Source organism: Bacillus cereus group sp. BfR-BA-01355 (assembly GCF_022663675.1).
Classification (GTDB): domain Bacteria; phylum Bacillota; class Bacilli; order Bacillales; family Bacillaceae_G; genus Bacillus_A; species Bacillus_A thuringiensis_S.
This window is the reverse complement of sequence record NZ_JAKUFY010000011.1, coordinates 15,028-27,851: the sequence shown is the minus strand read 5'-3', so window position 1 is coordinate 27,851 and position 12,824 is coordinate 15,028. Positions and strand designations below refer to the sequence as shown.

Here is a 12,824-nt window from a genome sequence, read left to right as displayed (position 1 = left end):
GCTCGTGAAATGGATAGGAAAGAACAAAAGTCAATTATTGAAGGCCTTTTATTTGTTTCTGGTGATGAAGGGATTTATCCAGAACAAATAGCGAAAGTTCTTGAAATTGAAATGAATGAAGTAATGAATATTTTAGAAGAAATGCAACAAGAATGTGAAGGTGCAAACCGTGGTTTGCAAATTGTACAGTATGCAAAAGTATATCGTTTTGCTACAAAGAAAGAACATGCTTCATATTATCAAAAACTAATAGATACACCAACAGCTGCTTCGCTCTCACAAGCTGCCCTTGAAACGTTAGCGATTGTTGCATATCGTCAACCAATCACAAGGACTGAAATGGAAGAGATTAGAGGAGTTAAAACCGATAAGGCGTTACAAACGTTGGTTTCACATTTACTTATAAAAGAAATGGGAAGGGCGGAAGGACCAGGGCGTCCTATTTTATACGGAACAACAAAAGAATTTTTGGACACATTTGGATTGAAAACATTAGATGATTTACCCCCGCTTTCTGAAGAGAATGAACAAATGAATGAAGCAGATTTATTCTTCGGTTCCTTACAAGAGATATCGAAATAAAAGCTTAGCATTTTGCTAAGCTTTTTTTGTATATCAATTATTTACAGTGCCATACTAAATGAAAAAAGGAGACGAGTTATGAGAGGTATGCGGATTATTCTATTATTAGTTTCTGTTTTATTATGTTTTTCTTTAAATAGCGCATCAGCTAAAAGGTATATGATGTCCATTCATACTACGTCTCCTTTACATATGCATCGGCAACATCTTAGTAAAATGAAAGTGAGCTTTTTAAAAGTGGGGCAAGGTGATGCAACACTTATCATAATGCCAAACGGACAAACAATGTTAATTGATGGAGGACCTTATGAAGCAGGAGAGGTTATTATTCAGAAATTAATTGAGAAAGGGATTAATCATTTAGATGTAATTGTCAGTACGCATCCCGATATGGATCATATAGGGGGGCTAATTCCAATTGTAGAGCAAATGCCGGTATCGCTTATATTAGATAGCGGAAAAACATATAGTTCTCTTACTTATCATACATATCGGAATAATATTAAAAAAAGAGGGATACCTTTCGTTTCAGTAAAGGAAGGGCAATATATACCGCTGGATCCACATGTTTCTATACAAGTATTAAACAATGGGAAATCAAAAGATGAAAATAATGAATCCTCAATTGTTTTGAAGGTACGATATGGAAAAGCGGATTTTTTATTAATGGGTGACGCGGATGTACGGACAGAACATGAAATATTAAAACAATTTGATGTACATGCAGATGTTTTAAAAGTGGGGCATCACGGCTCGTATACTTCAACAAGTGAAACGTTTATAAAAAAAGTGGAACCGCAGTTTGCTATTCTGTCTTATGGGAGTAGTAATCCGTATGGACATCCTCACCAAAGTGTAGTAAAACGCTTAAAAAGGCACGGTATAATGGTATATAGAACGAATAAACGTACAGTAGAAATAGAAACAGATGGTGAACATGTTATGTTAGAGTCTAGTGGGTTAATGCCATTGTTGAAGTGACTTCTATATTAGGGGTGGATACTGTCCCTTTTTGGAAAAATGAATACTATATATTATAATTATAATGGACGTAAGAAATTTCCTTTTTTGTTGAATAAAAAGGAAATTTCATTAGAATGTATAGACAACTACTCGTGCATATATTAAGATGGAACTAGGCGAATAAGGTAATAATAACAAGTAGGTATTTCATGGGAAAGGATCGATGAAAATGAAAACGCAAATTGTCATCAATGCCAAAATTTACACAGGTCAAGAAATAGTGGAAAACGGATTTATTCGTTACGCAGAAACCATTAAAGAAATTGGTTTGATGGCTCAATATGTACCACAAGAAAATGAAACTGTTTTTGATGCTACAGGGAAGATTGTAATTCCAGGTATGATCGATGTTCATATTCATGGTGGATACGATATTGATGCGATGGATGCAAATAGCGATGGGTTAGTAACTCTAGGTAAAGAAATGTTAAAAGAAGGGGTTACAACTTACTTCCCAACAACAATGACACAAGCTCCAGAGGCAATTGAAGCAGCGCTAACTGCTGCGAAAGAAGCAAAAGAAAAAGGAGCACATTTCGAATATATTCACTTAGAAGGACCTTATGTTTCAAAGAAACGTGCAGGTGCACAACCACTTGAACATATCGTTCCTGCAAATATTGAGCAATTTAAACAATGGCAAGAAGCAAGTGGGAATTTAATTAAATTAGTAACATATGCACCAGAAGAAGAGGGAGCATTAGAGTTTGAACAATATCTTACTGAAACTGGTGTAGTTGGCACAATGGGGCATACAGATGCAATTGATGCGCAACTAAAAAATAGAAAGATTACACATGCGACACATTTATACAATCAAATGCGTGGATTACATCACCGTGAGCCAGGAGTTGTTGGTCATGTGTTATTAAATCCAGATGTAATGGTTGAAGTAATTACAGATGGTATTCATATTCACCCTGATATGGTGAAATTAGCATATAAGTTAAAAGGACCGAAAAAAGTAAGTGTTATTACTGACGCAATGCGCGCAAAAGGTCTTGAAGATGGATTATATGAGCTTGGCGGACAGCCGGTACATGTAAAAGATGGTAGTGCTCGATTAGAAGATGGAACGTTAGCTGGTAGTATTCTAAAAATGGATCAAGCTTTCCGAAATGTAATTGAATTTACAGGTTGTTCAATCGAAGATGCAGTACTGATGACATCAGTTAACCAAGCAGAAGAGTTTGGATTAAATAATAAAGGTGCATTAGCGGTAGGAAAAGATGCAGACTTTGTTGTGATGAATGAAGATTTACATGTATATGATACGGTTCGTTTAGGAATTCATATGAAGGAAGGGAAGTAATTAAATGAATATTCTTGTTGTAAAAACTCCAGAAGAACTAGCAGAAGTAGGTTATAAATTAATTGAAGAAGTTGTAAAAACAAAAGAAAATCCAACATTAGGAATGGCTACAGGAAGCTCTCCATTAGGTATTTATGCAGAAATGCGAAAAAATAAACTTGATACAAGCCGTGTAACCACTGTAAACTTAGATGAGTACGTAAATTTACCACATGAAGATAAAAACAGCTATCACTATTTCATGCAAGAACAGTTGTTTGATCATCTTCCATTTAAACAAACTTATGTACCAAACGGGATGGCAAGTGATTTAGAGGAAGAATGCAAACGTTACGAGGGCATTCTAGCTGCTAACCCAGTTGACCTACAGATTCTTGGAATCGGTGAAAACGGTCACATCGGATTTAACGAGCCAGGAACACCGTTTAATTCTCCAACGAACATTGTTGAATTAACAGAATCTACACGCCAAGCAAACCTTCGCTTCTTCGAAAAAGAAGAAGATGTGCCAACTCATGCGATTACAATGGGAATTGGAAGCATTATGAAAGCGAAACAAGTTCTACTTGTAGCTATGGGTGCTAAAAAGGCAGAAGCTGTTAAAGAATTATTGCAAGGTGAATATAGTGAAGAGTGTCCGGCTACAGTTTTACAACGTCATCCGAATGTAACCGTAATCGCAGATCAAGAAGCTCTATCTTTATGCAGTGAGGCGATTGCTGATGAACATCGACAAGTATTCACCATTTCCGATCTATTATCAGATTCAAGAGTGGGTGAAACAGCTAATTGAGGACGGCGAATGGAAGCCGGGAGATAAAATCCCATCTGAGAATGAACTTTGTGATAAGTTCGAAGTGAGTCGTATGACAATCAGACAGGCGATTAATAATTTAGTGGAACAAGGCTATTTATATCGGAAGCGTGGAATTGGAACATTTGTCCAACTTCCGAAAGTGGAACAAAAATTGCAAGGAATGACGGGATTCACAGAAGACATGATTTCTCGTGGGATGAACCCAAGTAGTCAATTACTTAGTTTCCGCCTAGTTCCAGCTACTGCTAAAATAGCAGACCGGTTGAGAATACAGGAGGGGGAATCGGTTTATGAAGTGAGGCGTATTCGCTTAGCTGATGATGAACCGATTGCTTTTGAGACGACATATTTGTCGCCAGCTCTTGTAAAAGATATTAACGAAGAGATATTGCAACAATCTTTATATGAACATTTAGAGAAAAAACTGGGCTTTAAACTTGTTAGCGCTACTCAGTCAATTGAAGCTTCTGTTGCAACGGAAAATGAAGCTGAACATCTGCATATTCCTAAAAAGGCGCCTGTACTTGTAATGCGTCAATGGTCATATTCAGAAGGTGAGATACCGCTAGAGTACGTGAAATGTATTTATCGTGGAGATCGTTATAAATTTATTACGAATATTGCACGTAACAAATAGTATATTTCAGTTTGTGAAGTACAGTGGAAATGAAAATGGATAACATGTAAAGAAATAAAAATACGACTCATCCTTATAAGGAATGAGTCGTATTTTTATTATGAGCAATTACGTGGTTAACAGCATCTTTGACGTGATTTACTACATAGTGAGCGTGTTTTTTCACTGCATCATCGGCTTGCGACATAGCAAAACTGTGAGGAGTTAAAGAAAACATAGGAATATCATTGTAAGAATCCCCTATACAAGCAATTTCCTCAGGTTTTATTTGAAACTCATTTAATAAAACAGAAATGGCAGAGCCTTTACTAACATTCGGTGGCATTACATCTAAACATTGTTCTGCTGAGATGAAAGTACTAACTTTCCCGTGGAATTTTTCATCAATTTTTTTCTGAAGGAGTTGTAAGCTCTCCTTTGTTCCACCGACAGAAATTTTATTTGGGAAAATTGTATCATCAATCTTCTGTAGTAAGTTTGGTTCTTCAACAGAAGTCATTGTTACTTGTTGTTCAAGTTCTTGAATAAAAGGTGTTTTCTCTTCAATGTAATAATTATGCTCATCACTTACATAACGGAAATAAGGATTTTCATTCGTCATAGCTAACAAATCGGGAAGTATGCTGGAATCAAAAGTTGCAGATAATAGTTGTTTATTTTCATGTGTATATACAAAAACACCATTTACACTAATACGATGAAAATTTGTATTTACAGCTTTCATTAAGTCTGCAATTTCATTATCAAGTCTTCCGGAAGCGAAGCAAAGAATAACATTTTGCTCGGCGAGGCTGCGTAGTGCCGCAACATCTTGCTCATCAATAAGACCTCCGTGTTGCATCATTGTACCATCGATATCACTTACAAACATTTTAATCATGTTGTTATCTCCTTTCTATGTACAGTTGCTCTTACATTATACGCATCATATATAAACATGTCTAAAAAATGAATTTTTATTAAATGGCAGATGTTTTACATTGACGACAAAGAAGAATATTCTGTAACATAAAAGTAGGCTATTTAAGTACGAGGGTGGTGTTATATGAATAATTATCTAGAAATTAAAAAAGTTTTAAATAATAATGTCATCATTGCTAGCCATCCTGAACACGAGGAAGTAGTAGTGATTGGTAAAGGAATTGGATTTGGGAAAAAAGCGAAAGATGTATTGGAGCAAGAACAAATCGAAAAAATGTTTGTCTTAAAAAATGAACGTGATCGTGAACAATATAAATTATTAGTGCCGCATGTTAGTGAAAAATTAATTGAATTGATGAACGATATTATGCTGTACATTCAAGAAAAAGCAAAATCTCCACTAAATGAACATATTCATATTGCGTTAACAGATCATATTTCATTTGCAATTAAAAGGTTAAAACAAGGACTTACAATTGATAATCCTTTTTTAGTTGAAACAAAAATGCTCTATCCAGAGGAATATGAAATTGCTGAAGGTGTTGTAGAACTTTTAAATTCTCGTTTGCAAATTACATTGCCAGAAGGAGAAATTGGTTTTATTGCACTTCACATTTACAGTTCGCTTACAAATTCTGATTTATCTTCAGTTAATCAAAACTCCCGTCTCATTGCACAACTTGTATCTTTAATTGAGACAAACTTACAAATTACATTAGATCAAGAGAGCATTCATTATTTACGCCTTATTCGTCATCTTCAATATGCTATTGAGAGGGTGAAAAAAGGAGAAAAAGTAGAGGAATCGCAAAGTTTTGCTGATTTATTAAAGGCGGAGTATCCAGTTTGCTATAACGTGGCTTGGAAGCTAGTTAAGGTCATGCAAAAAGAGTTGCAACTACCTGTATATGAAGCTGAAAGTATTTATTTAACGATGCACTTGCAACGCTTAGTAAAGGCAGAGCATGTGTAAAAAGTCATATATTTTTGTCTAAAATGAAAACGTTAAAAAAAATGATTGAATCGCTTACAATAGTTATGTATAATAACTATTGCAAAGTTATACAAATTTCGACAAACAGATTAAGGAGAGTAACGAAAACGTTTGCCTTAATTATAGTGAACTTATACGTAAACCTATTTTTGACACGTGTTACTGATTCGATCAGGCATGAGTGGAGAAAAGTAAGGAATGTAAGCTAGAGAAAGGGATATACTACCCTTTGTATAGCTATCGTTCTATCTTTTTTTCCTCATGTCTTTTTGGCGTTTGTCGGAAGGTATCAATATAGATAAGAGAGGAAGGGTTTCCATGTTTAAGAAGATCTTTGGTGTTCTTCAAAAAGTCGGAAAAGCGTTAATGCTTCCAGTAGCGATTTTACCGGCGGCAGGTATTTTACTTGGATTTGGTAATGCATTTCAAAATCCACAGTTAACAAATGTTATTCCTGCTTTAAAAGCAGATTGGTTCGTAATGGTTGCAAAAATTATGGAACAATCTGGTGATATTATTTTCGCTAACCTTGCATTATTATTCGCAGTTGGGGTAGCAATTGGTTTAGCTGGTGGAGACGGAGTAGCTGGTTTAGCAGCATTCGTCGGCTACTTAATTATGAACAAAACGATGAGTGTGTTCTTAGAAGTAGATAAGCTAGTGAAAGTAACAAGTTCTGGAGCAGACCCAGTAAAAATTGGATTTGCAGATCCAGCGTATGCAAACGTATTAGGTATTCCGACGCTACAAACAGGGGTATTTGGTGGTATTATCGTCGGTATAGTAGCGGCATATTGCTATAATAAATACTTCAACATTGAATTACCATCATACTTAGGTTTCTTTGCAGGTAAGCGTTTCGTACCGATCGCAACTGCAACATTCTCTTTAATAGTAGGTATTATCATGTGCTTCGTTTGGCCATACATTCAAGGTGGCTTAAACACGTTCTCACATCAAATGATTGATGCGAATAGAACAATCGCAGCATTTATATTCGGTTTAATTGAACGTTCATTAATTCCATTTGGACTACACCACATTTTTTATTCACCGTTCTGGTTCGAATTCGGTCAGTATACAAATGCAGCTGGCGAATTAATCCGTGGTGACCAAAAAATCTTTATGGCACAGTTAAAAGACGGTGTAGAATTAACGGCAGGTACATTTACAACTGGTAAGTATCCGTTCATGATGTTCGGTCTTCCAGCAGCAGCTTTAGCAATGTATCATGAAGCACGTCCAGAAAATAAAAAATTAGCAGCAGGTATTTTAGGTTCTGCAGCATTAACATCTTTCTTAACAGGTATTACAGAGCCACTTGAATTTTCATTCTTATTCGTAGCGCCAGTATTATTCGGAATTCATGCTGTATTTGCTGGTCTATCATTTATGACAATGCAAATTTTAGGTGTTAAAATTGGTATGACATTCTCTGGTGGTTTAATTGACTTCCTATTATTCGGTGTATTACCAGGCCGTACAGCATGGTGGTGGGTAATTATTGTTGGTCTTGTACTAGCAGTTATTTACTACTTCGGATTCCGCTTTGCAATCCGTAAATGGAATCTAAAAACACCTGGTCGTGAAGAGGCAAATGCGAATGACGGTGCAGGAAAAGCAGAAGCAGGCGAACTTCCTCGTGAAGTATTAGTAGCACTTGGTGGTAAAGAAAACATTGCTTCTTTAGATGCTTGTATTACTCGTTTACGTGTTCAAGTTAACGAACAAAAGAATGTAAACAAAGACCGCTTAAAAGAACTTGGAGCAGCTGGTGTACTTGAAGTTGGAAATAACATTCAAGCTATTTTCGGACCGAAATCTGACACGTTAAAATCACAAATTCATGATATTATGTCAGGTCGTACACCTCATGTTGAAAAAGAAGAACCTGTAAAAGTGGAAGAAACTCCTCAAAAAGTTGATGAAAATGAAACAATTGTATCACCAATTGAAGGGAAAATATTACCAATTACAGAAGTACCTGACCAAGTATTCTCAGGAAAAATGATGGGAGATGGATTTGCAATTGAGCCAACTGAAGGAACAGTAGTTTCTCCAGTTAACGGTGAGATCGTTAATGTATTCCCTACAAAACATGCGATTGGTATTCAATCTGAAGGCGGAAAAGAAATTTTGATCCACTTCGGTATTGATACTGTAAAATTAAATGGTGAAGGTTTTGAAGCGCTTGTAGCACAAGGCGACAAGGTGAAACAAGGCCAACCATTATTAAAAGTAGATCTTGCATTTGTAAAAGAAAATGCACCATCTATCATTACACCAATTGTCTTTACAAACTTACAACAAGGGCAACAAGTCGAATTGAAAAAAGATGGAAATGTTAAGAAGGGCGAAACCGCTATTATTGACATTCAGTAGGAATTTGACGCAAAATGTTTATAATTATAATAGGCGATGTGGTTGACCGAACATCGCCTATTATATACAATAGATGATGTAGTACTCACGTCTATACAACTAAAAAAATACTGTAATTTAAAGGAGATAAATTATCATGGAAAAAATCTTTAAAGTAACTAGCGACTCAGGAATTCATGCTCGTCCAGCAACTCTACTTGTAAACACTGCAAGCAAATTCGGTTCTGACATTAACTTAGAGTATAACGGAAAGAACGTTAACTTAAAATCAATCATGGGCGTAATGTCTTTAGGTATTCAACAAAACGCAGAAATTAAAATCACTGCAAATGGTGATGATGCAGCTCAAGCACTAGCAGCTATCGAAGAAACTATGAAAAACGAAGGATTAGGAGAATAATGACTCTTAACATTCAAGGGATCGCTGCATCAAGTGGGATTGCTATTGCAAAGGCTTTCAGACTTGAAAATCCTGAATTTAACATCGAAAAGAAATCAATTACAAACGAAGCTGCAGAAATTGCACGCTTAGACGCTGCGCTTGAGAAAGCAAAAACTGAATTAGAAGCTATTAAAGACCACGCATTTGCTGAGCTAGGTGCTGACAAAGCTGCGATCTTTGAAGCACATTTATTAGTGTTAAATGATCCAGAACTAGTAAACCCAGTAAAAGATAAAGTGAATAGCGAAAAAGTAAATGCTGAATTTGCAATGGATGAAGTTGCATCAATGTTTATTTCTATGTTTGAAAACATGGATAACGAATATATGAAAGAACGTGCTGCAGACATTCGTGACGTAACAAAACGCGTTCTTGCACATTTACTAGGAATTAACTTCTCAAATCCTGGTACAATTTCTGAAGAGGTAATCATCATTGCTGAAGATTTAACACCATCTGATACAGCTCAGTTAAACCGTAAGTATGCAAAAGGTTTCACTACTGATATCGGTGGACGTACATCTCACTCTGCAATTATGGCTCGTTCTATGGAAATTCCAGCTGTTGTTGGTACAAAAGTTGTTATGGAGAAAATCCAAAACGGCGATATCGTTATCATTGACGGTTTAGATGGAGAAGTAATTGTAAACCCATCAGAAGAAACTCTTCGTTCGTTTGAAGAAAAGAAAGCGAAATTTGAAGAGCAAAAAACTGAATGGGCAAAATTAAAAGACCAAGCTACTGTAACAAGTGATGGACATCACGTTGAGCTTGTTGCAAATATCGGAACACCAAATGATGTACAAGGTATTATCGATAATGGTGGAGAAGGCGTTGGTTTATACCGTACAGAATTCTTATACATGGGCCGTGACAATCTTCCAACAGAAGAAGAGCAGTTCGAAGCGTATAAAGCAGTTCTTGAAGGTGTAAAAGAAGGTCAACCAGTCGTTGTTCGTACACTTGACATCGGTGGAGATAAAGAGCTTCCATACTTACATTTACCAAAAGAAATGAACCCATTCTTAGGATACCGTGCAATTCGCTTATGTCTTGATGAGCAAGATGTGTTCCGTACACAACTTCGTGCATTACTTCGTGCTAGCGTATACGGCAACTTAAAAATTATGTTCCCAATGATTGCAACTCTTGATGAGTTCCGTCAAGCGAAAGCGATTTTATTAGAAGAGAAAGCGAAACTTGTAGAAGCGGGTACAACTGTTTCTGATTCTATTGAAGTTGGTATGATGGTTGAAATCCCAGCTTCAGCAGTATTAGCAGATCAATTCGCGAAAGAAGTTGATTTCTTCTCTATCGGAACGAATGATTTAATCCAATACACAATGGCTGCAGACCGTATGAACGAACAAGTATCATACTTATACCAACCATATAACCCATCTATTTTACGTCTTGTAAAAATGGTTATCGATGCTGCTCATAAAGAAGGCAAATGGGCTGGCATGTGTGGTGAGATGGCGGGAGATTCACTTGCTATCCCATTATTATTAGGATTAGGTTTAGATGAGTTCAGTATGAGTGCAACATCTATTCTTCCTGCAAGAACACAACTAAGCAAGTTGTCAAAAGCAGAAATGGAAACATTAGCAGAAAAAGCATTAATGATGTCAACTGCTGAAGAAGTTGTTGAACTAGTTAAAAGCATATAATTAATAAAAAAACCTGAGTCGATTTGAAATTGGTCTCAGGTTTTTTCTATGAGAAAAGTAAATCTTGTTTTCTTACTATAGAGGATAAGACACAGAACTAGATAGCGATAGCAACGATATCAGTTGGGCATACACGTAAAATACCATTAAAAGTATTACGTTGACGGTTCTTATCATCTTTGTTGTCGTCTTTATTATCTTTATCATTATTGTTACGAGCTAAAGCGGAGAAAAGAGCAACACCGTTAGCGAAACCTTCAAAAATTACATCGTTGAAAGATCCGATACCTTTAATGCTTAAAAGAGAAAGCTCTGTTCCAACTGAAATGCTAGCAAGTACGTTACATACAGCTGGTTGTTGTGGTTTTACCTCTCTCTCTTTCTCGCGATGGTCACGATGGTCGCACTCTCTTTCACGATGATGACAGTCTCTAAAGTTATCACAGCATCCAAATGATCCAAACATAATCCTCATCACCCCCTTCACACTTATAATCTATGTAAGTTCGGTAGTTAGTGACTGGACAGAGAGTGGAATTTTTTCTAGGGGATTTTCTCATTTTAAATGACTAGCTGGGTGTTTAGTATGGAATGATGTTTAAAATAGGGGTAATATAACAAAAAAATGTAAAAACCACCAAAATAAACGAAATGGGTAGCCTTTACACTTTTTTACTTTTATATAAAACGATGATATATACAGGAAGAGCTAGGAGTAGTGGTACGATGGATCGTGCAGTATGTTTTTCTGATTCTAATTGAAATGCTTCTTCTTTTGGGAATTGTAAAATGGAGATGTTTGCGGCATCACCAATAAAATATAGAAGCAGTACAGTTACTATGTAACATAAAAGTGCGATCAAGCTTCCGTATGAACTCAATGAAAATCCCTCTCTTGTTATCTATTTGTTATCATTGTATCACAATTGTAATAAAAACACACGGGTATATTTCAATACCTTAACAAAATTCGACACAAAACGTCACGTTTATTTATGATAAAGGAATAGAATATACTTTTCTATAAGTATAAATGTCGAATGATTTGTAGTAATATTACAAAAGTATGACAGGAAATAAAAAACGAAGGTAATGTAGTTACCTTCGTTTTTTATTATTTTGCCCACTCACTCACTTGCTCTACGCTCATACGTGGTGCAGGGTGACCTTTTAAAGTTGATTCACCAATTGTAATAAGCATAATTGGAACGTAACGAGATGAAACGTTAAATTCGTCTGTCAGTGCTTGTGGATTGAAGCCACCAATAGCACAAGTATCCCAACCAGTTGCTTTAGCTGCAAGCATAAGTTGCATTGCTGCTAAAGATGCATTTGAAAAGGCAGCATCTCTCGGGAATTGTTCACGAGCATATGCAGATTCAATATTTTTAGCTAAGCGTTCTTTTGCTTCTTCTTTCATAAATCCTTGTTCTACAATTGGACCATATACTGGCTCAACATTTTTATAAGCTTCTAAATCACCTAAAATAGCGACTACTGCAGAAGCATCAAGAATTTGTTGTTGGTTATAAGCTATTGGGTGTAATCGTTTTTGTACATCTTCACCTTGAAAAACAAGGAATTTCCAGTGTTGTAAGTTCCAAGCGGAAGGTGCTTGTGCTGCGGCTTTTAAAATCTCATGCAATTCTGTAGATGAGATTTCTTTATTTGGGTTGAATGCACGTGTAGATGTGCGTTCATATAAAACGTTAAAAAAGTTGTCGTTTGTCATTATATATCCTCCAAATTGTATATAAAATTATCAAGAAAACGCAATGTATATTACTTACATTTTGTAAGTTGTCGAATTTAAGAATATAATATCTTTATTTTAATTGTCAAGTTTTAAGAAATAAGCTAGGGCATTCATACAAACGATATAATTCCTATAATCATACACTAAAAAAGGAATTTATAGAGTGAAAAGGGAAGATAACATTCTCAATTAGCTTGTTAATATGTATCTCTCGCAAATTAAAGTTTATTAGAGAACAGTCTTTTAAAAATGTTTGTGAGGAATTCAGTAGAACAAGATATATGAAGT

Annotated in this window: 13 protein-coding genes; 9 read left to right on the top strand and 4 right to left on the bottom strand. The window is 35.8% G+C overall.

Annotated elements, in window-relative coordinates; genetic code table 11:
• Positions 1-9: 9 nt before the first annotated feature.
• From scpB to MR167_RS05770, 5 genes are all read left to right on the top strand, one after another.
• On the top strand, positions 10-582 hold the full coding sequence (gene scpB, locus MR167_RS05795; RefSeq protein ID WP_000375173.1) for a segregation/condensation protein ScpB: 573 nt from the start codon (positions 10-12) through the stop codon (positions 580-582).
• 78 nt (positions 583-660) lie between these two features.
• Positions 661-1,563 carry a ComEC/Rec2 family competence protein gene (locus MR167_RS05790; RefSeq protein ID WP_001214828.1) on the top strand — a complete coding sequence of 301 codons (903 nt, stop codon included), beginning with the start codon at positions 661-663 and terminating at the stop codon, positions 1,561-1,563.
• A gap of 211 nt (positions 1,564-1,774) precedes the next feature.
• Complete coding sequence (gene nagA, locus MR167_RS05785) at positions 1,775-2,917, top strand: N-acetylglucosamine-6-phosphate deacetylase (protein WP_002082222.1); 1,143 nt, start codon at positions 1,775-1,777, stop codon at positions 2,915-2,917.
• 4 nt (positions 2,918-2,921) lie between these two features.
• On the top strand, positions 2,922-3,710 hold the full coding sequence (nagB, locus tag MR167_RS05780) for a glucosamine-6-phosphate deaminase (RefSeq protein ID WP_001024215.1): 789 nt from the start codon (positions 2,922-2,924) through the stop codon (positions 3,708-3,710).
• Positions 3,640-4,371, top strand: a complete 732-nt coding sequence (locus MR167_RS05770; RefSeq protein WP_014894892.1) for a GntR family transcriptional regulator — start codon at positions 3,640-3,642, stop codon at positions 4,369-4,371. The genes nagB and MR167_RS05770 overlap by 71 nt, the downstream gene beginning before the upstream one ends.
• A gap of 73 nt (positions 4,372-4,444) precedes the next feature.
• Here MR167_RS05770 and MR167_RS05765 read toward each other — a convergent pair whose 3' ends face one another.
• Positions 4,445-5,251, bottom strand: coding sequence for a Cof-type HAD-IIB family hydrolase (locus tag MR167_RS05765; protein WP_000594250.1), 807 nt, complete (start codon positions 5,249-5,251; stop codon positions 4,445-4,447).
• A gap of 165 nt (positions 5,252-5,416) precedes the next feature.
• Here MR167_RS05765 and glcT point away from each other — a divergent pair, with 165 nt between their 5' ends.
• From glcT to ptsP, 4 genes are all read left to right on the top strand, one after another.
• Complete coding sequence (glcT, locus tag MR167_RS05760; protein ID WP_001067323.1) at positions 5,417-6,265, top strand: glucose PTS transporter transcription antiterminator GlcT; 849 nt, start codon at positions 5,417-5,419, stop codon at positions 6,263-6,265.
• A gap of 339 nt (positions 6,266-6,604) precedes the next feature.
• On the top strand, positions 6,605-8,668 hold the full coding sequence (gene ptsG / locus MR167_RS05755) for a PTS glucose transporter subunit IIABC (protein WP_000473176.1): 2,064 nt from the start codon (positions 6,605-6,607) through the stop codon (positions 8,666-8,668).
• A 136-nt stretch (positions 8,669-8,804) separates the two neighbouring features.
• Positions 8,805-9,068, top strand: coding sequence for a phosphocarrier protein HPr (gene ptsH, locus MR167_RS05750; RefSeq protein ID WP_000411080.1), 264 nt, complete (start codon positions 8,805-8,807; stop codon positions 9,066-9,068).
• On the top strand, positions 9,068-10,780 hold the full coding sequence (gene ptsP / locus MR167_RS05745; protein ID WP_000174216.1) for a phosphoenolpyruvate--protein phosphotransferase: 1,713 nt from the start codon (positions 9,068-9,070) through the stop codon (positions 10,778-10,780). Before ptsH ends, ptsP begins: the two co-directional genes overlap by 1 nt.
• 97 nt (positions 10,781-10,877) lie before the next feature.
• Here ptsP and MR167_RS05740 read toward each other — a convergent pair whose 3' ends face one another.
• The 3 genes from MR167_RS05740 to MR167_RS05730 all read right to left on the bottom strand — a co-directional run bounded on the left by MR167_RS05740 (position 10,878) and on the right by MR167_RS05730 (position 12,512).
• Complete coding sequence (locus MR167_RS05740) at positions 10,878-11,246, bottom strand: DUF3915 domain-containing protein (RefSeq protein WP_000468031.1); 369 nt, start codon at positions 11,244-11,246, stop codon at positions 10,878-10,880.
• 196 nt (positions 11,247-11,442) lie between these two features.
• On the bottom strand, positions 11,443-11,661 hold the full coding sequence (locus MR167_RS05735) for a hypothetical protein (RefSeq protein WP_000100493.1): 219 nt from the start codon (positions 11,659-11,661) through the stop codon (positions 11,443-11,445).
• Positions 11,662-11,894: 233 nt separating this feature from the next.
• Positions 11,895-12,512, bottom strand: a complete 618-nt coding sequence (locus tag MR167_RS05730; protein WP_000180387.1) for a nitroreductase family protein — start codon at positions 12,510-12,512, stop codon at positions 11,895-11,897.
• Positions 12,513-12,824: the final 312 nt, after the last annotated feature.

What these genes read in the sequence shown, in the direction of transcription:
- scpB (WP_000375173.1), top strand. Translation starts at nt 10, where the DNA reads ATGGATAGGAAAGAACAAAAGTCAATTATTGAAGGCCTTTTATTTGTT.
- MR167_RS05790 (WP_001214828.1), top strand. Translation starts at nt 661, where the DNA reads ATGAGAGGTATGCGGATTATTCTATTATTAGTTTCTGTTTTATTATGT.
- nagA (WP_002082222.1), top strand. Translation starts at nt 1,775, where the DNA reads ATGAAAACGCAAATTGTCATCAATGCCAAAATTTACACAGGTCAAGAA.
- nagB (WP_001024215.1), top strand. Translation starts at nt 2,922, where the DNA reads ATGAATATTCTTGTTGTAAAAACTCCAGAAGAACTAGCAGAAGTAGGT.
- MR167_RS05770 (WP_014894892.1), top strand. Translation starts at nt 3,640, where the DNA reads ATGAACATCGACAAGTATTCACCATTTCCGATCTATTATCAGATTCAA.
- MR167_RS05765 (WP_000594250.1), bottom strand. Translation starts at nt 5,251, where the DNA reads ATGATTAAAATGTTTGTAAGTGATATCGATGGTACAATGATGCAACAC.
- glcT (WP_001067323.1), top strand. Translation starts at nt 5,417, where the DNA reads ATGAATAATTATCTAGAAATTAAAAAAGTTTTAAATAATAATGTCATC.
- ptsG (WP_000473176.1), top strand. Translation starts at nt 6,605, where the DNA reads ATGTTTAAGAAGATCTTTGGTGTTCTTCAAAAAGTCGGAAAAGCGTTA.
- ptsH (WP_000411080.1), top strand. Translation starts at nt 8,805, where the DNA reads ATGGAAAAAATCTTTAAAGTAACTAGCGACTCAGGAATTCATGCTCGT.
- ptsP (WP_000174216.1), top strand. Translation starts at nt 9,068, where the DNA reads ATGACTCTTAACATTCAAGGGATCGCTGCATCAAGTGGGATTGCTATT.
- MR167_RS05740 (WP_000468031.1), bottom strand. Translation starts at nt 11,246, where the DNA reads ATGTTTGGATCATTTGGATGCTGTGATAACTTTAGAGACTGTCATCAT.
- MR167_RS05730 (WP_000180387.1), bottom strand. Translation starts at nt 12,512, where the DNA reads ATGACAAACGACAACTTTTTTAACGTTTTATATGAACGCACATCTACA.